This is a genomic window from Sphingomonas sp. NPDC092440, from assembly GCF_044754985.1.
Classification (GTDB): Bacteria; Pseudomonadota; Alphaproteobacteria; order Sphingomonadales; family Sphingomonadaceae; genus Sphingomonas.
This window is the reverse complement of sequence record NZ_JBIVQA010000009.1, coordinates 37,122-62,838: the sequence shown is the minus strand read 5'-3', so window position 1 is coordinate 62,838 and position 25,717 is coordinate 37,122. Positions and strand designations below refer to the sequence as shown.

Sequence of the window (25,717 nt, the reverse complement as noted above, 5' to 3'; positions counted from 1 at the left end):
AGGAGCTTTGCGTATGAAATTGCTGCGTTTCGGCCCGATCGGCAAGGAGAGGCCCGGCCTTCTCGATGCCGCGGGCACCATCCGCGACCTGAGCGGTATCGTCGCCGATATCGATGGCGGCACGATCACGCCCGAGAGCCTGGCACGGCTGCGCGCGCTCGATCCGGCGAGCCTGCCCCGGGTCGAGGGCAATCCGCGGCTCGGCGCCTGTGTCGCGCGCCCGGGCAAGTTCGTCTGCATCGGGCTCAACTATGCCGATCATGCCGCCGAGACCGGCGCCGCCATTCCGGACGAGCCGATCGTGTTCATGAAGGCGACCAGCGCCCTCTCCGGGCCGAACGACCCGATCCTGAAGCCCAGGGGATCGACCAAGCTCGACTGGGAAGTCGAGCTGGCGTTCGTGGTCGGGAGCGAATGCCGCTATGTCGACGAAGCGGAGGCGACGGCGGCGATCGCCGGCTATTTCGTCTGCAACGACATCTCCGAGCGCGCCTTCCAGCTGCAATCCTCGCAATGGGACAAGGGCAAGGGCTGTGACAGCTTCGGCCCGATCGGCCCCTGGCTGGTGACGCCGGACGAGATCGGCGACCTCGCCGATCTGCACATGTGGCTGGAAGTCAACGGAAAGCGATACCAGGACGGCTCGACTTCGACGATGATCTTCCGGCCGGCCTTCATCCTGTCCTATCTCAGCCGCTTCATGAGCCTGCAGCCGGGCGACGTGGTCACCACCGGCACGCCGCCGGGCGTCGGGCTTGGCCAGAAGCCCAATGTCTGGCTCAACCCGGGCGACCGGGTCTCGCTGGGGATTGCGGGCCTGGGCGAGCAGCATCAGCTGGTCGTCGACGCCTAGCCGGCGCGCGGGGGGCGATCCCCGGGGTCGCGGTCCGTCGGGGCCGCAACCCCGGGCCGCGGGCGCCGCGGCGATCAGGCGAAGCGCTTGGCCCCCGCCACGCAGAGGATGACGATCACCGTCGACGCGATCATCGTCCACGCAACCGGCTCGCCGAGCAGCAGGGCCGCGAGCGACAGGCCGAAGAACGGTTGCAGGAGCTGGAGCTGGCCAACCCGCGCGATGCCGCCAAGCGCCAGGCCGCGATACCAGAACACGAAGCCCAGCATCATCGAGAATAGCGAGACATAGGCGAGGCCCGCCCAGGCGCGCCAGCCGATGCCAGCAAAGCTGGCCGGCATCGTCGCAAGCGCGATCACCGCCATCACCGGCAGCGCAATGAGCAATGCCCAGCTGATGACCTGCCAGCCCCCGAGACGGCGCGAGAGCGCCGCGCCCTCGGCATAGCCGAGCCCGCACAGCAGGATGGCGGCGACCATCAGCAGGTCGCCGGCCATCGAACCGCCGCCGCCCTGGCAGAGCGCGAAGCCCGCGACCGTCGCGGCACCGATCGAGGAGAAGATCCAGAAGACGCGCCGGGGCCGCTCGCCGCCGCGCAGCACTCCGAAGATCGCGGTGGACAGCGGCAGCAGGCCGACGAACACCACCGAATGCGCCGCGGTAATGTGCTGGAGCGCGAACCCGGTCAGGAGCGGGAAGCCCACGACCACGCCGATCGCGACGATGGCGAGCGGCAGAAGGTCGCCGCGCCCGGGCAAGTCCTGGCGCAACCCCAGCAGAAAGGCGGCGCCCAGCAGCGCCGCGATCACCGCGCGCCCGGAAGTCACGAACAACGGCGTCAGCTCGGCGACCGCTATGCGGGTTGCCGGCAGGGATCCGCTGAAGATGACGACGCCCAGGAGGCCGCTTCCCCAACCGGCAGTAGTTCTTTCCATCGCACCTCGCTTTCGCGGGGCGGGATAGGATGCCGCTACTGGCCAAGACAGGAACAATCCCATACAATATCCGGAAACTGTATTGACGAACTCCCCCATACAGACGAACTTCCCCATACAGATGCCTGGACCGAACGATTGAAGCAGCATCGACGCATCGGCACGCGCACCGAGGAGCTGATGGACGCGATCCGCGGCAGGATTGCCGGCCGCGCGCTCGCCACCGGCGACCGGCTGCCATCCGTGCGCGCATTCGCCGAAACCATGGGCGTATCGCCTTCCACCGTCGTCGAGGCCTATGACCGGCTGGCGGCCGAGGGAGTCATCCGGGCACGCCGCGGTTCGGGCTTCTATGTGACGGGCTCGAACATGCCGCCCTTGTCGGTGGGCGAGATCGGGCCGCGGCGCGACCGCGCGGTCGATCCATTCTGGGTATCCCGCCAGTCGCTCGACGCCGACGCGACGATGGCGATGCCGGGGTGCGGCTGGCTTCCCGCCGACTGGATGCCGAACGCCGCGCTCCGGCGCGGGCTGCGCGAGCTCGCCCGCGCCGACGCGCCCATATTGTCCGACTATGGCGGCACGCGCGGATCGCTGAAGCTGCGCCGGTTCCTGCTTGGCCGCTTCGCGGACGAAGGCATCGCGGCCGGCACGGATCAGCTGCTCCTGACCGGATCCGGCACCCAGGCGATCGACCTGATCTGCCGCTATCTGCTGCACCCCGGCGACACGGTGCTGATCGACGATCCCGGCTATTTCAATTTCCAGGCGTTGCTGCGCGCGCATCGGGCTCAGATCGTCGGCATCCCCTATACGCGGTCGGGCCCGGATGCCGCCGCGTTCGAAGCAGCGCTGCAGGCGCATCGCCCCCGGCTCTACATCACCAATTCGGCGCTCCACAATCCAACCGGCGCGAGCATGTCGCCCCAGACCGCGCATCGCTTGCTGCGCATCGCGGCCGCCCATGACCTGGTGATCGTGGAGGACGATATCCTCGCCGAGTTCGAGCCTGCCCCCTCTCCCCGCCTCGCCATGCTGGACGGGCTCGATCGCGTCATCCGGATCGGCAGCTTCTCGAAGACGCTCTCCGCCTCCGCGCGCTGCGGCTATATCGCGGCGCGCGCCGACTGGATCGAAGGGCTGGTCGATCTCCAGGTGGCGACGAGCTTCGGCGGCCCCAGCCCGATGGCGACCGAACTGCTCGCCGATGTCCTGGCGGGCGGAAGCTATCGCAAGCACATCGGCGAATTGCGGGGGCGTCTTGCGCGTTCGCGCGACCGGGCGGCCCAGGGTCTGGCGAAGCTTGGCATCATACCCTGGACCATGCCGCGCGGCGGCTTCTACCTTTGGTGCCGCCTGCCCGAAGGGCTGGACTCCGCCGATATCGCCCGGCGCTGCATGGACGAAGGCGTGATCCTGGCGCCCGGCAACGTATTCAGCGTCTCGCAATCCGCGGCTCCGTTCGTCCGCTTCAATGTCGCGCAGATGGAAAGCGAGCGGGTCTATGCCGCCCTGCGCCTCGCCCTGTCGGGGCAGCGCTGAGCCGGCGACCGGCCCGCCGCCGATCCGCCCTGGCCTTCCCGTCGCGTCCCGGACCTTGGGTCGCGGCGCATTTCAGCGTAAAGCGGCGACGTGCCCGACAGTAATCCGAAGAAATTGCCACTGATCGACGCGATCTATGCGAGCGCGCTCGATTCCGGGCGATGGATGGATTTTCTGGACCAGGTGACCCGGACCCTCTCGGGATTTTCGACCATCTATCGCTGGCAGCACGCGTCGCCGCACGACAACCAGCCATTGTTCCACAATTTCGGCGATTTCGGACAAAGCTATATCGATCATTTCCAGAGCCGGAACGTCTGGGTGACGGGCAGCAAGGCCACGGCACGAACCAGTGCGGTGCTCTCGTCGGAGCAGATCGTCCCGATCGAGGAATTGGAACGCACCGAATTCTATGCCGATTGGATGCGCCCGCAGAAGCTGAAGCACGGCATTTCCTGCCTGCTGCATGCGGGGCAGCAATATTCCTATCATCTCGGGATCATCCGCGGGCCCGAATTCGGAGCCTTTGCGGAAGCGGAGCAACAGCTCCTGTCCGATCTGCTGCCGCATATGGCGCGGAGCTTCGAACTGGGGCGAACGATGGAAGCACTGCAACGCAATGTGCACGCGCTGCACAGTGCCTTTGACGGGCTCGGCGTCGGCGTCCTGCTGGTCGATGCCCGGGCCAAGATACACTTCGCCAATCCGATCGCGGAACGGATGCTGCGCGAGGAACCGGTGCTGCGCGCCGCCGGCGGCTGCTTCGGCGCAAGCCTTCCCGCGGCCAACGCGCGGGTTCGCGCGGCGATCGCCGACGCGACCGGCGATGCGCGGCGCAGCAGCGGACGGACCGGCGCCACCCTCGCCCTGGCGCGCCGGGGCCGGCCACCCCTGTCACTGAACATCGCACCGCTCGCCGAGCAGGACCGGTGCATTTTCGGCGCCGGCCCCCTGGCGCTGGCAATCCTGTCCGACGGCGATCGGCCCGTTCGCCTCGACATCGCGGCACTGCGCAGCTTCTTCGACCTGACTCCGGCGGAGGCGAGGCTGGCGGCGGCCGTTGCTGCGGGAACCAGCCTGCTCGACCATGCGGCGGCGGCCGGCGTCGGGCTGGCCACGGTGAAGACCCATCTGGCCGCGATCTTCCGCAAGACCGGCACCAACCGGCAGGCCGATCTGGTGCGGCTGATGGCGGCCTATCCGGGCCTGCAGCGGACGGAGATCGCACGCGAATCCTCGCATCCTTCGATGCGGCGCCTAGGTTGAGAACCCAAGCAAGTATCTGATTTTCTACCGTCATCCCGGCCTTGCGCCGGGATCCCGCCGCTTCTTGCGCTGGCGAGACAGCGGGACCCCGAAGGCCGGGGTGACGAAGGAGGAATATGAGTCCCCAACCTAGAGCCGCTCGCCGGGCGGCGCTTTCCCCCGGGCCACGGATCCGGCCGCTCCTCCGGCCCCGGAAAGTGCGCGCGCCTCATCCGTTCGATGGAGGCGGCACGCGCGCACCACTGCCTATGGAGCCGCCCGGTAGCGGCAACGGCGGTGGTGATGGCAATGGTGGCGGCAACGACGATGGGGGCAGTGACGGTCGTGATAGCGGCAATGGCGACGACGATGATCATGGCGACGGCAATGGCGATCCGAATATCATCGACGTTGGAGAAGTGACTGCGATAGATGCGCGGCGTGCCCGTGAATCGATCCCCCCGCCCCCTTGGCCTGTCCGTCGATGCGATCATCGACGAGGCGCTCGACCGCATTGCCACCGGCGGCCTCGCCGAATTGACGCTGCGGCCGCTGGCGACCGGCCTGGGCGTCAGCGTACCGGTGATCTCGACTCGCATGGGCAGCAAGGAGCAGCTGATCGAGGGCGTGACGCTGGCGGCGCATGCCAGCGATCTGGCATTCTTCGGGAGATGGCGCGCGCTCGCAGACGAACTGGGCGCCATGGATGCCGACACCCGTGCGCGGATGGCGGAACTGGCGCTGCGCGAATGGGTGGCCCGGGAACGGCGCCAGGTCATCCTTCTGATCGAATTGGTCCATGATCGGGCATTGCGGCCCGATCGCCTGCCGGCGCTCGAGCATTGGCTCGACGATGCCGGGCGGTTCTGGGCCGAGCTCCTGTTCGGGGACGCCGCGCTGGCCGACCTGGCGCTCGGCTATGCGCTCGACGAGGCGGGCTTCTCGCTGGGTGCCGGCGACAGCCCGAGATATGCGCTGCTCCGCGCGCTGTGCCTCCGGCGATTTGCCAATGGCATCTTCCCCGGGGACGATGCGGGCGATGGCGACAGGATCGCATCGCTGATCGGCCTGCTCGACGCGGCCGTGCCGCTCGCCGCGGAGGAAGCGGATGCGAAACGCCAGCGGATCGCGGCCAGCGCCGCCGACCTGATCGTCTCGCAGGGCATGGACAGCGTGACGCACCGTTCGGTCGCGCTCGCCGCCGGCGTGCCCGCTTCCACGATAGTCTATCATTTCGGCGCGCGCCCGGCATTGGTGGCGGCCGGGCTCCACGCCGTCATCGCCCGCTTCCACGACCGCCGGAGCGATATTCGCGCCGACCATGGCGGCGGGCCGCCGAACGACACCAGCATCCGGGACCTGATCAAGGCGACGTCGATGATCGCACTTGCCAGCGCCCGCGAGCCCAGCCTGCTGCCCCATGCGCTCGACATGCGGCGCAGGCGCGGCGAGAACTGGCGCGCAAGCGATTTGGCGCCAATGGGAATCGGCATCGGCGCGGGCTTCGATCGCGCGGCCGCGCAGGTGCTGTCGATCGCGGTCTTCGGCATGGGGATGATCGGCATGGCGCGCAAGCTGCCCGATCGCGTACATTATATGCGCGCCTTCGCCGCCTTCGAAGCCTGGCGAACCCGATCGCTCCGCTGAACGCGCCGAGTCATCGAAACGGCACAACCCGCTGATAGGCGCCGGCGCGGAGTGTGCGGGATGGCGGATCGGGAAACACTTTCGGGCACGCGCCTTGTCGTGCTGTCGCTGCCGTCGCTGGCCTTTGCCGGCTATGACCTGGCCCGGCGGGTCTTCCTCGCCCCCTATCTCTCCGGCGAGCTCGCGCTCCAGATGAGCGTCGTCGGCTGGCTGGTGCTGCTCGCCAATCTCGCGCCGATCCCGGCCGAGCTGCTCGCCGGATCGATGGGCGATCACGGATCGCGCCGGTTCGGGCGGCGGCGGCCCTGGATGATCCTGGGCACCGCGCTGGTGCTGATCGGCACCGCCGCGCTGCTCGCGCGGGGTATCGCGCCTTCGGTCGCCGCGATCGCCGGGGCGCTGGTCGCGCTGGTCGTCGGCTGGGCATTGTGCAACGTCATCCATGGCGCCTGGGCGCTCGAGGCCGCGCATGACGACAAGGCCCGCGGACGGATATTCGGCACGCGAACCCTGTTCGGCATCGCCGGAGGCATCGGCTTCTCGGCGATCGGCGCGCTGCAGATCCCCGCCTGGCCCTCGCCCTTCCTGGTCATCATGATCCTCGTCGCCTTGGGCGCGCTGGTGCTGCATGCCGCGCTCGTCACGCTGCTGCCGGATCGCGCGGCCGCGCCGGACAAATGGCGGCTCGCCAGCCTGCTGGCCCCGGTGCGGCTGCTGTTCGCCAATCGCGGCAACCGCCGGCTGGCGGCGCTGTTCGCGCTCAACGGCGCGCATGCGGCGATCACCACGACGGGCTATTTCTACGTGGTCGACAATGGCCTGGGGCTGCGCGGCTGGGCCCCCATCGGGATTCTCGTCCAGACCATCTGCGCCGCCATCGGCATTCTGGCGGCGATCCGGATCACCGCCAGGCTGAGTGCGCGCGCGCTGCTGCGGCTGACGCTCTGGGCGAATCTGGTGCTGGCGCTGGCCTTGCCGATGCTGCCAGTCGGCGCGCCGGCCGCGCTGATGCTGTGGACGATCCCCTTCGGGCTGGCGTCCGCGGTCGATTTCTTGGCCCTGCGGATGCTGCTCGGCGCGCGGCTCGATGCGGTGGAGGCGCCGTCGGGGAAGCGCGCAGCCGCGCATTATGCCGGCTTCCATCTGCCCTTCAATCTGTGCGGGGCCGTCGCTTCGGGCCTGTTGTTCACCGGCTATCGTATCCTGGGGTTCGATCCGCACGCGGCATCCGCACCTGAACAGGCGTTCGCGGCGGTGCTGCTGATGCCGAGCCTCGCCGCCGCGCTGATCACCATGGCTTCGCTGTGGATCCTGGCCGATTCCGCATCGGAGGCCCCCGCCGAGACGGGCCCACCTCTGCCTATGGGGTCCGGACTAGTAACTGAACAAATGTAATTCCACTGTCATGCACGCCCCCTAGAGCGCCCCTCGTATCCCGCCGAATCGGTGGAATCTCCAGGGGGATTGCGAATGAAGAACGGCCTATTTCGGACATTGACGGTCAGCACGGCGACGATCGCGTGCGGCTTCGGCATGACTGAACAAGCGTATGCGCAGAGCGACCCCGCCGCTACCGTGGCGGCGGCGGAGGCTTCCGGAGATGCGGGGCTCGCCGATATCGTCGTCACCGCGCAGCGCCGCCGGGAAAAGGCGCAATCGGTGCCGATCTCGATCACCTCGGTCAGCGGCCAGACGCTGGAGGATAGCGGCTTCACGTCGCTCACCGACCTGCAATATGTCGTACCCGGCGTCCAATATGACCCGACCCAGGGCGCGGCCTTCCAGATCCGGGGCGTCGGCAGCACCTCGTTCGACTTCTCCAATGCCAAGTCCGTCAACGTCGTCGTCGACGACGTCGTGATGGACGCCCAGCGCGACAACGGCCTGATCGGCCTCACCGACATCCAGCGCGTCGACGTGCTGATGGGGCCGCAGGGCACGCTGTTCGGCAAGAATTCCACCTCGGGCGTGATCGCGATCACCACCAACAAGCCGGTGATCGGTCAATTCTCCGGCACTGCCTATGCCGCCTATGGCGAGCGCAACGACCGCAACACCAACCTGACCCTCAACGTGCCGGTCAGCGATCAGGCCGCGCTGCGCCTGTCGGCCTTCGCGCTGGGCCAGGACGGCAAGGGCCGCTATGTCGTGCTCGACCGCAATCTGGGCCTGGTCAGCGAATGGGGCGTGCGCGGCAAGCTGCTGTTCCAGCCGGCGCCGGCGCTCGAACTGGTCCTTGCCGGCGAATATACCCATCATATCGACACCGCCATCCGCGTGCCCGTGGGCGGCCCGGCCGGCTCGACCTATGCGCCCGCCGCCGCGCTCACCGCTGCGCAGATCGCCCTGGGCGTGATCCCGGGGCCGGAGAATGCCGACAGCGCCGATGGCTCGCTCGGCCACAACACCACGACCAACAAGGGCGGATCGCTCCATGTGAACTATGCGATGGGCGAGCACACGCTGACGTCGATCACCGCCTATCGCGAGACGACGTTCGACAACGACACGCCGGCCGATCTGCTGCCCCGCAATGTCTATGCCTACATCCCGTTCAACTCGGGCCGGCTGAAGACGCACAAGTTCAGCGAGGAGATCCACTTCGCTTCGCCCACGGGCGGGGCGATCGAATATCTGTTCGGTGCCTTCTACAACAAGCTGAACGCGAAGCAGACCCAGCTGCAATGGGGCACGCTCGGCGCGCCGCTGCTCTCGCCGGCCGGCGTCCCCTCGCCCACGCTCTATGCGCTGACCGGCGCCTTCGATCCCATCACTCGGGCGATGCTCGGCAACGCCGTGCTCTTCGACGCCGCCAACGAGACGGCGGCCGCGTTCGGCCAGGTCAAGATCACCCCGGCCCGCCAGTTCAGCGTGACCCTGGGCGGCCGCTACAATTACGACTGGAACCGCCAGACGATCGGCTACATCAACATCGATCCGGTGCCGGTCACCGGCTATTCGCCCGTCTTCGTCGCCACCAGCTCCGGACCGACCGAGGCATTCCGCTCGGGATCGAAGAAGGGCGGCCGCTTCACCTATCGCATCGCACCGCAGTTCACGATCAGCCGCGACGTCATGCTCTATGCGAGCTATGCCACGGGCTACAAGCCGGGCGGTGTCGCGTTCGTCGGCAACCGCTATGATCCCTATAATCCGGAATCGGTGAAGAGCTGGGAAATCGGCCTGAAGAGCGAGCTGTTCGATCGCCGCGTGCGCTTCAACATCAATGCCTTCTCGTCGAAATTCACCAATTTCCAGGCGACGATCCTGACTCCGGTGAGCACCGGCGTCGGCGGGTTCATCCTGGCCTCGGCGATCGGCAACGCGCCGGGCCTGCGCTCGCGCGGCGTCGAGGCCTCGCTGGCGATCAAGCCCGCGCGCCAGCTCACCCTGGGCGGTTCGGTGACCTACACCGACGCCATGTTCACCGACTATGTCGCCAGCCCGACCGCCAACTATACCGGCACGCGCCTCACCAACGCGCCGGAATGGCAGGCAAGCGTCACCATGGACTATGCCGACGAGATCGGCGCCGGGCTGAGCTTCAAGGCGCATCTCGACTATGGCTATCGCAGCGAAACCCAGACGGTGACGGGCGCGATGCTCGGCGACATCCTCGCTCCCGCCGTCAGCAACCCGGACGGGACCAAGACGCCCAATTCCACGTACTCGCGGATCCCGGGCTATGGCCTGCTCAACGGCCGGATCAGCTTGGCCAAGGTGGATGGCGCGGTCGAGTTCGGCGTCTATGCTCGCAATCTGCTGAACACCTATTATTCGACGGGGTGGCAGATCTACGGCGCGCTCGGCCTGCTCCATTATACCTCGCCGAACGCCTATCGGACGCTCGGCGCCTTCGCCAAGATCAACTTCTGACGCGCCATCGCCCCTCCCGGCCGATCGGCCGGGAGGGGATGCGCGACCCGACGCACCAAGGACCCTCGACATGAAGAAGCTCGCAACCAGCCTCGGCCTGATCGCCGCCTGCGGCGCCGCCACCATCGCCACCTGCGGCATCGCCGCAATCGGCATTGCCCAGGAGGCGCCCCGCACCGACGAAGTGCGGCTCAACGAGATCCAGGTGATCGGCACCCACAACAGCTATGCGCAGGGCGTCGACCCGCAGCTGCTGGCGATGGTGGACGCCGCGCTCGGCCCGAAGCTGGCCGCCTTCGCCAAGGCCATGCCGGAGAAGATGAAGGCGGACTGGCAGGAATATCATCCCAATTTCACCAGCATGAGCGAGGGGCTGAACTATCGCTACACCACGCTGGCGGACCAGCTCGATGCCGGGATGCGCAGCCTCGAGATCGATATCAACAACGACCCCCAGGGCGGGCGCTATGCCCATCCCGCCGGCATCGCGGCGCTACGCGCCAAGGGCGTGAAGGACAGCCAGATGCTGCCCTATGACGGCACCGACATGGACGAGCCGGGCCTGAAGGTGTTCCACGTCGCCGATCTCGACGTGCGCTCGAGCTGCAACCTGTTCACCCGCTGCCTGAAGCAACTGCGCGCCTGGTCGGATGCCCATCCGGACCACGCCCCGATCTTCATCCTGGTCGAGGCGAAGAGCGATGCCCTGCCGGTGTTCCCGAACTCGACGCCGCCGCTCGCCTTTGATCGCGCCGCGTTCGACGAGATGGACCAGTCGATCTTCCGCGAGATCGGCCGCGACAAGCTGGTGATCCCCGACGATGTCCGCGGCCGCCATCCCACCCTCGAAGCGGGCGTGCTGGCCCATAACTGGCCGACGCTCGGCAAATCGCGCGGCAAGTTCGTCTTCCTGCTGCTGACCGCGATGGATCCCCAGGCGCTGGCCGCATATCATGCGGGGCGCGAGAATCTGGAAGGACGCGCGGCGTTCCTGCGCGCCACGCCGGGGCAGAGCTATGCCGCGTTCCTCCTGCTCGACAATGCCAATGTCCGCGCCCGGGAGATTCCGGAGCGGGTGAAGCAGGGCTATCTCGTCCGCGCCCGCGCCGATATCGAGACGTATGAGGCAAAGGCGAACGACCTCAGCCGTGCCAACCAGGCCTTTGCCAGTGGCGCGCAGATCGTCTCGACCGACTTCTACAAGCCAGGCAACGCCTATGGGACCGACTATGTCGTGCGGCTGCCGGGTGGCGGCGAGGCGCGCTGCAATCCGGTCAACGCCCCCAGGGCCTGCCGGCTGAAGCACTGACGATCATCCTCCGCGGAAAGAGGAAGGGGACGAAGCGCCGCCGCGATGCACGCCCGGCCCTGCATGCCGCCCGGCGCGCTACCCCTTGCGCCGGGCATAGGCGCGGCGCGCCTTGGAACGATTGCCGCAATCGCCCATGGAGCACCATCGTCGCGGCTTGCCGCGGCTCTCGTCGAGGAAGAGCCACCCGCAATCGCTGCCCGCGCACAAGCGCAGCCTGGCAACACGGTCGCTGGCCAGCAGCGCCACGGCATCGCGTGCGACGATGCCGAGCAATTGCGGCATGGCGCCCCGACGCTGGAATCGCCATGACAGGGATCCCCCGGACCAGATCGCATCCGGCGGAGGAGCGGAGGCCAGCGCCATGACCGTATTCAGGTCCCCTTCCTGAGGCGCATTGCCGCAAGCCACCGCGACACCGATCCGGAAGATGGCCTCCCGCAGCGCGAGCGCCGGCCCGACCTCGGCCATTGCCGCCAGGAGATCGCCGATCTGGTCGGCATGGACGAGCTTCTGCTCCGCCGCCCAGTGCACCATGTCGCGCCAGCTTCCGAGCCGCTCGATCGGCCGAGCCGCCAGATGCCAGCCCGCCGTATTGGCGAACTCCAGCGACAGGCTGCCGCCGATCCCAGCCGAAACGCGCGCTTGCTCTACCATTCTCCGTCTTTTCGCTTGCTGGCGGTATTTTCACAATATAACCATATAGACGGTTAGAAAAGCCGGCCCCGACCGGAGGGGCACGGTGGCGCAGCTGGGGAGGTTGGCTTGTCGAGGCGGCTCGCGCTTTCATTCTGCATTCTGGCGGCGATCGTGCTGGGGCTTGTCGTCGCGGTGCTCGCAATCGGCGGCCGCCCCGATCCGGCCGGCCCGGCGATCACCCTGGACGGAACCTGGCGCTTCCATCCCGGCGACAACCCGAAATGGGCCGATCCGCGGGCCGACGATCGCGACTGGGATCGACTCGATCTCGTATCGCTGCCGAGCAATCGCGACGATGATGTCGGCCTGCCGGGGTGGCTTGCCGGCTGGCGCGCGCACGGCCATCCCGATCTCGAAGGCTATGGCTGGTATCGCCGGCGGATCATCCTGCCGGCGCAGGGCGATCTGGCGCTGCTTGGGCCGACCATGGTCGATGACGGCTATGAGATGTTCTGGAACGGCCGGCCGATCGGCGGCATCGGCAGGCTCGGCCCCAGGCCGAGCGTCATCGGTGCCCGCCCCTTTCTGGCCGCGCTTCCGCGGCTCGCCGATCAGCGGGTCGGCGTGCTGGCGATCCGGACGTTCATGCAGCCCGGCCTCGACCGCAACGGCATCAGCGGCGGGCTGAGGAGCGTTCCCACACTCACCACGGCGGCCTTTGGCGAGACATTGCACCGGGCGCAGTGGATGCGGACCATCGCCGGCTATATCGTCGAGATCGCGATACCGGCGATGATGGTTCTGCTTGCCGGCATCGCGCTGGCGGTTGCGCCATCGATCGCCCGGCCGGGCTTCGCGCGCTGGCTGGCGCTCGCCCTTGTCGCGACAGCCTGCCTTCGATTGGGCAATGCGATCGCGGCCTGGACCGACCTGCTCGATGCGCCCACGCTCGACCGCCAGAATGCGGTCGTCCTCTCACCGCTCGCCATGCTTGCCTGGACCGCCGCCTGGAACGCGCATGCCGAGGGACGCGGCCGGTCGATCGTCCTGGGTTGCGCCGTTGCCGCATGGGCCGCGCGGATGGTCGGGGCGATCGCCTATTTGCCTGGCCTGGTCGCCGTTGCGCGCCTTGTCTTTGTCATTCTGTTCGCCGTCATCGCGGTGCGCATGGCCGTACGCGGCAAACGCCGGCTGCCCACCCTGGCGGCGATGGCGCTGATCGCGATCGCCCTGTTCGTCAGCGAACTCTCCCGGCTTGGCGCTCCAACCATCTGGTTTCCCTTCAATATTGGCGTCACCCTGAGCCAATATGCGTATGCGCTGTCGCTTCTTCTGCTCCCCTTTGCCTTCCCCAGGATCGACGCCCCGGGAGGACGCGCAGCGAGGAAAGGACAAATATGACCAGCACAACCTCAATGGAATACGCGACTTTCTCAGATAGATCCCGGGCCCTATCTGTATTCAATATTTGAATATACAGAACTTACACAAACATATCTCCGAACAAACTCCGAACTGGCGCATGTTTCATTGTTTACATGATGCACATGAGCGTAGATTGCGAAGGCAACTCTATAGTTGCTGATATATAAAGAGATAATCGGAGGATGTCATGAAAGGTTTACTCATAAAATCCATAGCCTTGGCGAGCACTTCCATGATGGCGGCATCCCTGTCGCCCGCGCACGCGCAATGCATCGCACCCGCGACCATCAATGGCGTCTGGAAGGCGAATGATGGCGGCACCTATCGCCTCCGCGCCGTCGGCACCACCATCTGGTGGGTCGGAATGAGCGCCGATAATGGAAAATCCTGGACCCACGCGTTCAAGGGGACGCGGAGCGGCAACGTCATCAATGGAAGCTGGGCCGATGTTCGCGGGAATATCGGGGGCGCCGGGACACTCAAGCTGCAGATTTCCGGAACGACTTTCATGAAGAAGCTCAGCGGCACCGGCAGCGGCTTCGGCGGAAGCAGCTGGAGTCGGCCGTGCAACGACGTCCAAGGCAATCCAGTGCAGGAATAGGCGATTTCCCGATCGCCGATCAGCCCGTCCCCAATGGGGTGCGGCGGCAAATGCCCCTCACCCCTCGCCTGCCCGACCGCAGCGGCAATTGAACGACGCCCGCCACATTGATGTGACGGACGTCGCCCCGCTCGCCGGGCAGGTTCCCATGCAAGATTACAACGGCCCTGTCCCGAAGAAGCGATGGACAACCTTTCCGCGCTCTTTGCTGGACGGATCATCTGACACACCGCTTACGGCGATGATGATTTCCCCACGCTCTTCGCATCCGGAGACAGCAAGACCGACACCATGGGCCATTGACAGGAAGTGCTTCAAATTCCCTTGCCGGGACGTGAGCTCCACTTCCTTGCCGTTCACTCGAGAGTATAATAACTTCGAAACAAAACCATCATTCTCTACAGAAATATCATAATTATTTTGCGAGCACCTTGCCCTGAGTATCAATTCGAATTTTGGACTTCTTGGGCCAGGTATCGCTATGTCCTGGGTTTGCGCGATTGGATTTGCGAGCAGAAGCAGCATTTCGATCATGAGCCGGCTCCCTTTATCCGCACGGCCTGTCCGCCGCCAAATTCGACCTCATGCCGGGATTCGGATCGTTTCTTGGATTCAGATGCCCGTCCTTCAGATTAAATTCCCTTAGAACGCCGTCCGGCCCAAGAATATAATGTGTGAACTGGTCTGCTGACGAAACAAGCCGCACACCTCTTCCGATAAGCTTATCGAAATTACCATAATCCCCCGACCCGTTATCATAGGACGGGTATCTATTCTTCATATCTTCGGATCTATTATAATCCACATCGGGGTGATTATGAATGGCAGCCACGATTACAGCCCCTCCCTCCGATGTATATTTATAGGCAAGCTGCGGAGAGAACCCGGTTTGACCCGCAGCGATTGCGCGGGCCTTGGCCTCCGCAACCGTCTCACCCCGCGCCAAGGCCGTCACGCCATAGCTGCCATCCTGGTAGCGGACGATCAGCGCACCATATTCCCGCGCATTCCAATCGGGTTGCTGCTTGATCAAACCCTCCACGCCCCTCGCAATCTCATCCTCCTTCGCGTCTTGCTCGCAGGGCGAGTCCTGAGGGACGGGCGGCACCACCCCGGCACCACCACCTGGCGAGCCCCCATTCGAGGCGGACGGGATCCATCTCCAGCCACCCTGGCCACCGGGGGCATAGGCACCGTCCTCGCCCGTGAAATAGCTCGCGGGAGCCACCCAATACCAGAAGCCGCCGCCCGCGCCACCGAAGCCGCCGCCGCCGCCGCCAGTGCTACCGAACCCGCCTCCTTCATAGATGGCCCCTGCCCTGTTGATCTGCGCGTCGTCGGTCGACCCGAAACCACCCGCGACAAGGTCCAACTCATGAGAACTGAGAACGCGCATTCTGGAACTCCCAATCGGTTTGAGACGTGTTGCGACCCGAGTTTCCGCTTTGGATTTCGTGGGACAGTCGAAGCGCATCGACGAAGAACGCCGCCAGCGGCTCCCATTCGCCGCCGTAGAGCGCGCGCCTGAGCTTGATCAGGAAGTCATGGTCATTGAACGACGCCCGCCACATTAGTGCGACGGGCGTCGCGTCAAGCTAGTACATTCTCAAGGCTATTAGCCCTGGCTCAAGACCCCGGCGTAAGGACCCCACTCAAGGAAGCCTTGATGCTTTCACAGGGAGGTCCCGCGTAATATTTCCAAGGTTCCTGATGGAACTTGTTGTCTTCTGCGGCCCGCCTGTAAACGAGCGTCCGAACGCCCGAAAACATCGCCACTTCCAACTGCGCGAACCACTGATCCCCGATCTTGTATCCCTTATGGAATCTGACGGTGGGATACCCTCTTTCCCTGGCGCTCGGCGCATCGGTGCTCAGCAACGGACCGTCGGAATCGCCCAACTCACTCCGACTGAAGGCGCGCAGTTGCTCCACGATCTCCGGAGGAAGATCGGCCAGGCGATTGGCGACCGCCGATGCGCGAACTTCCTCGGCGCAGGTTGGTGCCGGCAATGCCATAGGAGAGGCAATCACAGGCAAGAACAGATGGAATAGGATGCTCATTCCCTATCTCCCGTCGCTGGATCACTGACACCCGGGTCTGGTAAGCGCCTGTATGGTGCTACCACGGATGGAAGATACGTAGTATTCTGACGCTCTAGAATGATTATCCCTGGAGGTGTCATACCCCGACCCCGTGGACAAATTCACCTCTTTAGCTATTTTGTTTGTCACTACCATGACCTTTGCCTCGGAATCGTTACCTTGCCATTCCGCTTCATTGACATGCGCCGCGTGGACAAGTTCGTGCGCCAAAGCCATTATTGGGCTAACATAATAGGTTGACCCGTTAGAGTTGACTCCCTTGATCGCGACAAACGGATCCCACTGGATATTATTGGTAAATTCCCAGTCGAACCTATTGTGCGGGGTACCTCCAACGACGGACACATCGGTCTTGATCAGCTCAAGGCCCACATACTTAGCCTTAGCGGTATCGATGAGACCTTTCGCGGTGGCTGACCCACGATAGAGCTCATTCAGCGCGTCTTGCGCCGCGCTTTTCTCAGCGGCGCAATCTCTGCCCTTCAAGTCCAACGCCGGCCCGTCTCCTCCAGTTTCCGTTCCACTGGGAGAGCCGCCGCCATAGCCGCCTCCGGAAGAAGACGGTATCCACCTCCAACTACCCTGGCCGCCGGGGGCATAGGCACCGTCCTCGCCCGTGAAATAGCTCGCGGGAGCGACCCAATACCAGAAGCCGCCACCGAAGCCGCCGCCACCACCACCACCGCCGCCAGTGCTACCGAAGCCGCCTCCTTCATAGATGGCTCCGGCCCTGTTGATCTGCGCGTCGTCGGTCGACCCGAAACCACCCGCGACAAGGTCCAACTCATAAGAACTGAGAACGCGCATTCTGGAACTCCCAATCGGTTTGAGACGTGTTGCGACCCGAGTTTCTGCCTTGGATTTCGTGGGACAGGCGAAGCGCATCGACGAAGAACGCCGCCAGCGGCTCCCATTCGCCGCCATAGAGCGCGCGCCTGAGCTTGATCAGGAAGCCGCCCTCGCTGAGGGTCGTCAGCCGCGACAGCGGCAGGAAATGCCGCGATTGGCAGCCATGGCGCAAAATCAGGTTGAACAGGATCCGCGCCGTGCGCCCGTTTCCGTCGCGGAACGGGTGCGCATGTATGACGCCGGCATAGCCAACCATGGCGCAGAGCGCCGGATATCGCTCGATATGCCGGGCGGTGAAAGCCGCAAGGGCCCGCAGCAACGGCTCGCACAATTGCCAGGGCGGAAACTCGATCACGTTCCCATCGGCATCGGGCCGGATGAAGACCGGCCCGTTGCGGAACGCCGTCGCGCCCCCTTTGACCGAGCGGTGAACGGAACGCAGGAGATCCAGAAAGGCATCGGCATCCGCCAGGCCGTCCGCGATGCCGCGGCGCTCGGCATGCTCGACCGTTTCCCACTCCAACAGGCTCTTCGACAGCAGGCGCTGGGGATCGGCACGCTCCGCTCCGCGCACATAGACGCTCAGCTCGTCGAACATGCCCGGATAGCGCTGCGGCGTGAGGTCCATGCCCCCCTGCTCGGCCAGTACCGCCCTCGTTATCGATTGCGCGTCGGAGGCGCAGAGCCCCGCACCGATCTCAGCCACACGGAAATTTGCAATCTGCAGATGGATCGAAGCAACCGGATCCGGCACGAACAACCTATCGGGCATGACCGTTGCCCGGCCCTTCAATCGCGCGGTCATTTCAGAACCACCGGCAGAAGGCCGGCGATGGATTCAAGCACGGAATCCGCGCCGGAACGCGCGGCTCGGCCGACGCCATCGCCAAGATTTCATTGGTAGAATTTTCCATTTCCACACCCATGGAACGACTATCGACGCGGCCTCGGCGGACCCAATGAAACGGTATCGGGGGTTTCCTGAAACGACGCCCCCGGCCCGGAATGACGAATGCTTCGCCGAACTTCACAATTGCCCCAGAATACTCAGGAATATAGCTCGCGCCGATTGGCGAAACCCCAAAGCATGATGTTCGAAAAATTCTCAACCGTCCTGCATATTTCAAATGCGTGACAAATCATTTGTGTAATTACTGTTACACATTGCCCCGAATTGGGGTGATTAATTGTCTATTCCCGCCGGGCCGGAAATCATTACCTTCGTGTTGACATCCAATCTCGCCCTACACTATCCGCCGTCTCCGGGGAACATATTTTTACCCTTGAAAATATATTTTGCCGCGTGCCTGGCCTCAACCGCACGCCGTGGAGCTGCGCGAACAGAACATGCCGACAGAACCCGCCCTGTTCAGACCGGAGGTTTCCGAGCATCGCCGCCAGGGACTGCAAGGCGAAGTCATCCTCAATCAATCGGTTTCGGTCTCGCTCCTCGTGGCCACCATGGTTGCGATCGCGGCCGCCGTGATCGCCTGGGTGACACTCGGCTCCTATGCCCGCACCGAAACCGTGCGCGGGATATTGGTCACCGAGCGCCCCTCCGCCAAGGTCGCCGCACCAGCCTCCGGCATTGTCGCCGAACTCGCAGTGCGGGAAGGCACCGTGGTTCGCAAAGGCGACCGACTGGCAGTGATCGCACTGGACCGCCATGCGGCTGCGGGCGGCGCCGTCATGGCGGATGGCATAGCCAGCCTGGACATCCGCCAGTCCCTTGCGCGCGAGCAGATCACCCTCAACGCCCGCCGCGGAGCCGCGGACCGCGAGCGGCTCGCGGCGGCGATGTCCACGGCGTCGCTACAGGCTCGCGACATCGAGGGCCAAATCCAGCTGCAGGAGGAAGTGGTTCGATCGAACCAGTCGATGTTCGACCAGATCGCCAAGGTCGTCGAGCGCGGCTTCGTCAGCAAGGTGGAAATGGAGCGCCGCCACCAGAATCTCATCGTCTCGCAGCAGAATCTGGCCGGCCTTCGACAGCAGCTGACCCAGAAACGCGCCGACGCGGATGCGGCGCGCACCCAGCTTGCAGGCATCACCGCGGATACCGCGCGGGGAGAATCCGAAATCCGCGCGGCGCTTCAGTCCCTGTCGCAGCAGCGCGCCCAGATGGAAGGCGAGCGCGCCTATGTCATCACGGCGCCGATCGGCGGCAGAGTAACCGCCATACAGGCCGGCGTTGGGAAACTGGCCCCCGCCCAGGCGCCATTGCTGACCATCATACCCACCGACACGGTGCTCAAGGCGGAACTCTTCGCCCCGACGCGCGCAATCGGCTTCGTGCACGCCGGCCAGGAGACACGCATTCTCTACGATGCCTTTCCCTATCAGCGGTTCGGATCCTTTGCCGGCAAGATCCAGGCAATCTCGCGGATCGTGATCGACCCCAGGGAAGTCGACCTGCCGGTCAAGCTCGAGGAACCCGTCTATCGCGTCACCGTCGGATTGGATCGCCAGGCCATCAACGCCTTTGGCGAGAACATCCCCCTCCAGCCGGGCATGGCCCTGGAGGCGACCATCATCCTCGAGCGCCAGAGCTTCCTCGACTGGCTGCTCAAGCCGCTCCACGCCATTTCGCGCAGGACCGCATGAGCATCGAGCTGCTGCAACTGGGCGGCGCACGGCGCACGCCCCTGATCGCGCAGAGCGAGGCCAGCGAGTGCGCGCTTGCCTGCCTGGCGATGGTCGCCGGCCATCATGGCTTCAAGACCGACCTCATCGAGCTCCGCCAGCGCTTTGCGCTATCGCTGAAGGGAGCCACCCTCAAGCAGCTCATGCTCGTCGCGGAGGCCATCGGCTTCAACGCCCGGCCGCTCCGCGGCGAGATCGAGGAGCTGGGGCATCTGAAGCTCCCGGCGATTCTCCACTGGAACCTGAACCATTTCGTGGTCCTCGCGCGCATCAGCGATGGCGTTGGCGGGCGGCGATACCATGTCCATGACCCGGCCCGCGGCGCATTGACGCTGGGCCGCGAAGAGATGTCGCGCAGCTTCACCGGCGTCGCCATCGAGCTGCTCCAGGCCGAGTCCTTCAAGCCGAAGCAGAGCGCCCCACCCCTGCGGATCGGACAGCTCTGGTCCTCGATGACCGGCTTCTGGCAGGCGATGCGCAACGTGATCCTGCTGTCGCTCGTGCTTCAGCTTGCCGTGCTCGCCAGCCCGTTCTTCCTGCAGGTATCGATCGACACGGTCTTTCCCGCTTCCGATCGCGATCTGCTCGGCGTGCTCGCGGTCGGCTTCGCGGGAGTCGCCATCGTCAGCTTCCTTGCGAGCTGGCTCCGCGCGATCATTCTGGTCAATCTCGGCAACGCCCTGTCCTATCAGGTCGTGATCAATCTCTTCCGCCACCTGATGCGGCTGCCGCTGCCCTGGTTCGAGAAGCGCCATGTCGGCGATGTCATCCAGCGCTTCAGCTCGACTGCGCCGATCACCAGCCTGCTGAGCCAGGGTCTGATCGCGGGCCTGGTCGACGGCGTAATGGGCCTGCTCACGCTGATCCTGATGTTCGTGTATTCGCCCATCCTCGGTGTCATCGCGATCGTGGCGCTCGGCCTCTATGTCGTGGTCCGGCTGCTGTTCCTGAAAGCGATGCAGCTGCGCAACATCGACGCCATCTCGACCGCCGCGCGCGAGAACAGCGTCTTCATCGAGTCCGTGCGCGGCATCGCCGCGATCAAGGCATTCGGCCGCGAGGGTGAGCGCCAGCGCCTCTGGCAGCAAAGCAAGGCGGACGCAGTCAACGCGCAGATCCGGCTCGGCCGCCTGACCGCCGGGTTCGACGCGATCGGCAAGCTCGTCCTCGACCTCGAGGGCGTGCTCTTCGTCCTCGTCGCGATCACGCTCGCCCTCGACGCGAAGCTGACGCTCGGCATGATCTTCGCGTTCAGCGCCTATAAGCAGCAGTTCCTCGGCGCCGGCATGCGCCTGGTCGAGCAGGGGCTGAACCTCAAGATCGTCCAGGTCCACCTTGCCCGCATCGCCGACATCGCCCTGACGCCGAAGGAGGATGACCGGATCGGCGACGCCCCCGATTTCTCGCAGCCGATCGCGGCGCACAATCTCTGGTACCGATACGGCATCGGCGAACCGGACGTGCTGAAAGGCGCTTCGATCCAGATCGACCCGGGCGAGATGATCGCCATTGTCGGCCCGTCGGGCGGCGGCAAGACCACCTTGATGAAGATCCTGATGGGCCTGTTCGACGCCAATCATGGCACCATCCAGGTCGGCGGGCGGTCCATCACGACGTTCGGCAAGCAGGCCTATCGCCAGAGCATCGGTTCCGTCGCCCAGGACGACGCGCTCTATGCAGGATCGCTCGCGCAGAACATCGCCTTCTTCGACAATGATATCGACATGGAGCGGGTGGAGGACGCCGCGCGGCGCGCCTGCATCCATGACGACATCAAGCGAATGCCGCTGGGCTACGACACGCTGGTGGGCGACATGGGATCGGTGCTGTCGGGCGGGCAGAAGCAGCGGGTCCTGCTGGCGCGCGCGCTCTATGGGCAGCCGAAGATATTGTTCATCGACGAGGGCACGGCGCATCTCGATCCGGAGACGGAGGCGAAGGTGCTGGCCTCGCTTTCCGCGCTCAACATCACGCGGGTGATGATCGCGCACCGGACCCAATCGATCGCGGCCGCGCATCGTGTCTACATGGTGGCCGATGGCCGGGTTCTGCTCATGGCCGGCGACGGTGAGCAACCTGCGCTGCAGGCCGTCGCGAGCGAGTGACGCTGAAGCAAAAACCCAATGGCTAAACCCTTATGGGAGAATATACCGCGATAAATTGCATTTAAATAGCAATTTAAGCCACGATCATACTGGCGAGTCAGAAATATTGAATAATGATTCCATCAAAGTAATGTTCAAGAAACATTCCTAATGACTATATCAATAGTACGAATCGCCTCGTACATAAATCATAGGACACTTACCAATGCGGATGCTTACTAGCCATGAGATCGAGCTGATCGCCGGAGGATGGGGTTCATCCCAGGACATATTCGGTTTCTATAAGGAAGACGGCTCTTCCAAAGATTATGGCCGCATCACCGTTACGGCACCCATTCCCGGCGGGCATGCCGGCCCCGATACGGGGAATTACTATCCGGGCGATCCGGCGGATCTTCGTGCCGGCGGCGGGAGGGACATCAGTCAAATTCTGGAGCTCGGAGCAGAAAACGCAAGATGGCTGATCGACAAGGCGCTGGAAGCCAAGAAGGACTGGCACGCACGCGAAGCGGCAGTGGACGCTTCATTCGATAAGCAGAAGATTGCGATCACCATAGATCACAAGGCGAGCGATTTCAACAAGGCCCTCGGCTTTGATCACGATTGGATCATCTGGAGGACACATGACGGCAGGATATTCGCAGACACCAACGGAAACCGCGCAGCAGATACAGAGTTTTTCAAAGACAATCAGGGGCACTGGTGGGCTACCGATGGTCAGGTAGACTACAGACTCTCTTCATAGTCCCCCATGGTGATCCAATGATATTCTTCACATTAGCTTCCTTGGTGTCTTTCTACTCAGGCACGCATCAGGAGAGCGCTCCACAATCCGATTATATGACGCTCACCGGAAAGACCTTGGGCACCTATCCCGGCGGTGTGAAGAATCTCTGCGACATGGACGCTGTCGGCTTATCGCCGACAGCGTCTTATCTTGTGTTCAGTCGGGCAGAGTTCAGCGCAACGACGCTTGTCCCAGCCTCGCAGCGACTCGTCATTGCAAGCACGCCCTGCATTGCCGCGCACGGCATGACGGATGGTTGCATGACAACAATCGAAGGGCTGCGACCGCCTCGCCCGGTCTCCTGGGGGCTCGGCGACGAAAGCCTGGTGCTTGCCGAAAATCTGGAGAATCTCGTCGAGCTACGCGTCGCCCGCAACGCCAACCCGCTGTGGATGCCCTTCATGCGCCGTGTCCCAATGGGAAAGGCCCTGGGCGCCGTGCTGAGCGGCTTCGATCCCGCGACGCCGCTCCTTCGCGATCCTGCGCTGCTGGAGGCGGCCAGGCGGGCCGCAGGCAGGACGATCTGGGACAAGGCAACGCCCGAGACGACGATACAACTGCTTGTCGACGGAAGACATTTCGCATCGATCCGTCACGACAATCCGACATTGGGCGGCATGGTCCGGATCGATGGAGAAACGGCGGCGCTCCCGATGCCGGCACCATTCCTCAAATTCGGCGTCTTCTCCCACGGCCCGGGCGGCACGTGGCACGTGTCGGGCCTGGGCGTCCAGTTCATGCGACACGGAAAGGCATGGCGCGCAGTCGACATGCCGCTTTTCTCCAGGGCGTTGATCTCGAGCCGGTCCGGGCAACTGCTCGGCTCCTATGCGCTACGAAATGTTCGATTCTCCGTCGGCGGCGACAAATCTCGCCGGGCGCAATCCGCGATCATGCAACTGCTGCAGGATCGGCCGAGCGCAATGCTGTGGCGCCTGTCCGCCGACGAGCGCGGCAACTATGCGCTCGTTCTCAAAAATCTCGACGGCTCGGCATCGTTTCATGCCTCCATCCGCGGCCACGCGCTGCGGCACGAATGCGGCAAGGCGGAATCGGCATCGCCTGCCGCCATCCGCATCGTCCAGGCGGGTTCTCCGCAATGGCCGCTAGGGCTGATCGAACTGAGCCCCTCCGCGCCGAGGGGCGTCGTCGCATTCTTCCGAGGCGGCCCGACCGGCGACCCGGCCAACGAGACGGACAATAAGTTGGTTCGCCAGTATCTCGCGCGCGGCTGGGCGGTGCTGCTGGCCGGGTATAGCGGGACGGTGGGCTCGGGCATGGTGGTCTCGACGCGCTTGAAGGCGAAGGGCCCGGACGCCTTGCGACAGGATGCGCAGGCGATCGCCCGGTACATCGATACCACCTATCCCCGCCTTCCCGTCATCGCGCATGGCGAGAGCTTCGGTGCCGGCTCCGCGATCGCGCTCGACAGCCTGATGCGGGGACGGGCCGGCGGCCTCGTCGGCATGGTACCCTATCTCAAGTCCCGTCCGGCAACGGAGTGGCTCCAGACGGAGGAACTCTTCGCCGGGGACCTCAATCGCCAGCCCGTCTTCGAGCGCGCAACCATCGGCGTATCCGACGAAAACCGCGCCGCGTTCAACGCAGCCCTTTCGGAACTGGCCAAGGGACGCGATCCCAGCCGCCCGGCCTTCTTCCTGTTCGGATCCCTCGATCGCGCATCGCGGCCCGGCGATCTTCCGCAGGCCTATTGCGCGAACACCCGCATCCTCACTGTCCAGGCCACGCATAGGTTCGCCGAAAGCGACGAGTTGAACGGGGAGGTCGATCGCTGGATGGCCTCGCTCGAAGGGAGCAAGCAACCGCCACAGGTCACGGATGGAGGCTCGCCCTGCCCTACACCATAATGCGATGGGCGCAGATGCGGAATGCGCGCACCCCATGGGCGGCCGAAGATATCGCCCATCGACGGAGGCGGCGTGCATCTCGACCCGAAAGACGGAAGCAAAGGTGCTGCCTCGCTTTCCGCGCTCAACATCACCCGGGTGATGATCGCGCACCGGACCCAATCGATCGCGGCGGCGCATCGTGTCTACATGGTGGCCGATGGCCGGGTTCTGCTCATGACCAGCGATGACGGGCAACCTGCGCTGCAAGCCGTTGCGAGCGAGTGATCAGACTAATAACTCAAAATTTCCCGACGGTATCAAGATAATGCCACTATATTCCTTAATGTCATATCAGTATATTTCTAAATTTAGCCTTTGTAGCGAAACAAATACATCATACCAATCAAGTAATTCACTTGTCGGTCGCGCTACAATAGTAATATTTATTTCAAATTCAAACAATGAGGATCGTACCGTGAGAATGTTGAACCTGTCCGAAATCGAGCTGGTGGCCGGCGGTTGGGGCACAACCGGCGAAACGCTCGACGGCATGCCCATCGGCAGCGGCGACGGAATCGAGGTCAACGGACGCCGCGGCGTTTCCGGCTGGGGCTTCGGCTATGGGTATGTCGGGCCGGATACCGGGCAAGGGAATTTCTATCCCGGCGATCCTGCGGATCTTGGAGCAGGCGGCGGCAGCCCGCCCGAGATCGTAGTTACTGCACCAGATTCCGGCGATACCCAGAGATCGCAACTGCTGCAAAAGCTCGGCGAGGCGCTCCTGGGCGCGCTCACGGAAAAAGCCGTAGACAAGGCCGCCAGTGCGATGGAGGCCCGGAGGCATGAGACCGTCATCAACAATGAATTCAGCAATCTTCTGACGACACAGGACAGCACTAAGGTTCAAGTGACCGCATCAAAGGATATCCGCGGCGGCGCAGTGATCACCTGGTATGACGGCGAGCGATTTGCCAACGGCAAGACGTTTATCGACAGCGATCGCAACGGCAGCATGGATATCGTGCTCTACGAGCGGAACGGCACAGTGTATTACAATGTCGGTGACGGCGAGGGCTACCGCTCCAAGTAATACTCCCTGTAATTTATGGCGACTGCGACGAGTAAGCGGATACTATCTATGTCAGTAATTCTAGCAAGCTCAAGTCTACTTGTCGCAGCATCGCCCAGCAGTGAAGTGCATCGGGATTTCAACATATCTAGCGCTTACATAGAGACGAGAAACTCGTTCTCCAATGACGATTTGTGCTCCGAGAACTCGCTGTTTTTGGGTCATGGCGGCAGCCGGCT

Annotated in this window: 22 protein-coding genes; 15 read left to right on the top strand and 7 right to left on the bottom strand. The window is 64.2% G+C overall.

Features of this window, described 5'->3' with window-relative positions:
• Positions 1-13 precede the first annotated feature (13 nt).
• Complete coding sequence (locus ACIQCS_RS16170) at positions 14-853, top strand: fumarylacetoacetate hydrolase family protein (RefSeq protein WP_345847168.1); 840 nt, start codon at positions 14-16, stop codon at positions 851-853.
• A 74-nt stretch (positions 854-927) separates the two neighbouring features.
• Here the strand turns inward: ACIQCS_RS16170 and ACIQCS_RS16165 are convergent, their stop codons facing one another.
• Positions 928-1,788: a DMT family transporter gene (locus ACIQCS_RS16165; RefSeq protein ID WP_345847171.1), complete on the bottom strand. Its 861-nt coding sequence runs from the start codon at positions 1,786-1,788 to the stop codon at positions 928-930.
• 138 nt (positions 1,789-1,926) lie between these two features.
• Here ACIQCS_RS16165 and ACIQCS_RS16160 point away from each other — a divergent pair, with 138 nt between their 5' ends.
• The 6 genes from ACIQCS_RS16160 (at position 1,927) to ACIQCS_RS16135 (ending at position 11,407) form a co-directional block, all read left to right on the top strand.
• Complete coding sequence (locus tag ACIQCS_RS16160) at positions 1,927-3,330, top strand: PLP-dependent aminotransferase family protein (RefSeq protein ID WP_345847173.1); 1,404 nt, start codon at positions 1,927-1,929, stop codon at positions 3,328-3,330.
• 90 nt (positions 3,331-3,420) lie between these two features.
• A complete protein-coding gene (locus tag ACIQCS_RS16155) occupies positions 3,421-4,596 on the top strand; it encodes a hypothetical protein (RefSeq protein WP_345847174.1) in 1,176 nt (391 codons plus the stop codon).
• Between the two features lie 426 nt (positions 4,597-5,022).
• Positions 5,023-6,222: a TetR family transcriptional regulator gene (locus ACIQCS_RS16150; protein WP_345847177.1), complete on the top strand. Its 1,200-nt coding sequence runs from the start codon at positions 5,023-5,025 to the stop codon at positions 6,220-6,222.
• A 60-nt stretch (positions 6,223-6,282) separates the two neighbouring features.
• Positions 6,283-7,617 carry an MFS transporter gene (locus tag ACIQCS_RS16145; protein WP_345847179.1) on the top strand — a complete coding sequence of 445 codons (1,335 nt, stop codon included), beginning with the start codon at positions 6,283-6,285 and terminating at the stop codon, positions 7,615-7,617.
• A 138-nt stretch (positions 7,618-7,755) separates the two neighbouring features.
• Positions 7,756-10,098: a TonB-dependent receptor domain-containing protein gene (locus tag ACIQCS_RS16140; protein ID WP_345847180.1), complete on the top strand. Its 2,343-nt coding sequence runs from the start codon at positions 7,756-7,758 to the stop codon at positions 10,096-10,098.
• 70 nt (positions 10,099-10,168) lie between these two features.
• On the top strand, positions 10,169-11,407 hold the full coding sequence (locus ACIQCS_RS16135) for a Ca2+-dependent phosphoinositide-specific phospholipase C (protein ID WP_345847182.1): 1,239 nt from the start codon (positions 10,169-10,171) through the stop codon (positions 11,405-11,407).
• A gap of 78 nt (positions 11,408-11,485) precedes the next feature.
• Here the strand turns inward: ACIQCS_RS16135 and ACIQCS_RS16130 are convergent, their stop codons facing one another.
• The gene (locus ACIQCS_RS16130) at positions 11,486-12,064 is read right to left on the bottom strand and encodes a CGNR zinc finger domain-containing protein (RefSeq protein WP_345847183.1); all 579 of its coding nucleotides are present in this window, start codon (positions 12,062-12,064) and stop codon (positions 11,486-11,488) included.
• 108 nt (positions 12,065-12,172) lie between these two features.
• Here ACIQCS_RS16130 and ACIQCS_RS16125 point away from each other — a divergent pair, with 108 nt between their 5' ends.
• Positions 12,173-13,447, top strand: coding sequence for a hypothetical protein (locus ACIQCS_RS16125; protein ID WP_345847185.1), 1,275 nt, complete (start codon positions 12,173-12,175; stop codon positions 13,445-13,447).
• Between the two features lie 211 nt (positions 13,448-13,658).
• Positions 13,659-14,072, top strand: a complete 414-nt coding sequence (locus tag ACIQCS_RS16120; RefSeq protein WP_345847187.1) for a hypothetical protein — start codon at positions 13,659-13,661, stop codon at positions 14,070-14,072.
• A gap of 156 nt (positions 14,073-14,228) precedes the next feature.
• Here ACIQCS_RS16120 and ACIQCS_RS16115 read toward each other — a convergent pair whose 3' ends face one another.
• From ACIQCS_RS16115 to ACIQCS_RS16095, 5 genes are all read right to left on the bottom strand, one after another.
• Positions 14,229-14,606, bottom strand: coding sequence for a hypothetical protein (locus ACIQCS_RS16115; RefSeq protein WP_345847188.1), 378 nt, complete (start codon positions 14,604-14,606; stop codon positions 14,229-14,231).
• Positions 14,607-14,619: 13 nt separating this feature from the next.
• A complete protein-coding gene (locus ACIQCS_RS16110) occupies positions 14,620-15,468 on the bottom strand; it encodes a hypothetical protein (protein ID WP_345847189.1) in 849 nt (282 codons plus the stop codon).
• 230 nt (positions 15,469-15,698) lie between these two features.
• Complete coding sequence (locus ACIQCS_RS16105) at positions 15,699-16,133, bottom strand: hypothetical protein (protein WP_345847192.1); 435 nt, start codon at positions 16,131-16,133, stop codon at positions 15,699-15,701.
• 21 nt (positions 16,134-16,154) lie between these two features.
• Positions 16,155-16,982, bottom strand: a complete 828-nt coding sequence (locus tag ACIQCS_RS16100) for a hypothetical protein (protein ID WP_345847193.1) — start codon at positions 16,980-16,982, stop codon at positions 16,155-16,157.
• The gene (locus ACIQCS_RS16095) at positions 16,960-17,829 is read right to left on the bottom strand and encodes a Fic family protein (protein WP_345847195.1); all 870 of its coding nucleotides are present in this window, start codon (positions 17,827-17,829) and stop codon (positions 16,960-16,962) included. The genes ACIQCS_RS16100 and ACIQCS_RS16095 overlap by 23 nt, the downstream gene beginning before the upstream one ends.
• A gap of 521 nt (positions 17,830-18,350) precedes the next feature.
• Here ACIQCS_RS16095 and ACIQCS_RS16090 point away from each other — a divergent pair.
• From ACIQCS_RS16090 to ACIQCS_RS16065, 6 genes are all read left to right on the top strand, one after another.
• Entirely contained in the window at positions 18,351-19,628 is a 1,278-nt protein-coding gene (locus ACIQCS_RS16090) for an HlyD family efflux transporter periplasmic adaptor subunit (RefSeq protein WP_345847196.1), read from the top strand.
• A complete protein-coding gene (locus ACIQCS_RS16085; protein ID WP_345847198.1) occupies positions 19,625-21,772 on the top strand; it encodes a peptidase domain-containing ABC transporter in 2,148 nt (715 codons plus the stop codon). The genes ACIQCS_RS16090 and ACIQCS_RS16085 overlap by 4 nt, the downstream gene beginning before the upstream one ends.
• Positions 21,773-21,977: 205 nt before the next feature.
• Entirely contained in the window at positions 21,978-22,517 is a 540-nt protein-coding gene (locus ACIQCS_RS16080) for a hypothetical protein (protein ID WP_294050781.1), read from the top strand.
• A 17-nt stretch (positions 22,518-22,534) separates the two neighbouring features.
• On the top strand, positions 22,535-24,427 hold the full coding sequence (locus ACIQCS_RS16075; protein WP_345847203.1) for a hypothetical protein: 1,893 nt from the start codon (positions 22,535-22,537) through the stop codon (positions 24,425-24,427).
• A 72-nt stretch (positions 24,428-24,499) separates the two neighbouring features.
• Positions 24,500-24,694: a hypothetical protein gene (locus tag ACIQCS_RS16070; protein WP_345847205.1), complete on the top strand. Its 195-nt coding sequence runs from the start codon at positions 24,500-24,502 to the stop codon at positions 24,692-24,694.
• A gap of 196 nt (positions 24,695-24,890) precedes the next feature.
• Positions 24,891-25,499, top strand: a complete 609-nt coding sequence (locus ACIQCS_RS16065) for a hypothetical protein (protein ID WP_345847206.1) — start codon at positions 24,891-24,893, stop codon at positions 25,497-25,499.
• Positions 25,500-25,717: the final 218 nt, after the last annotated feature.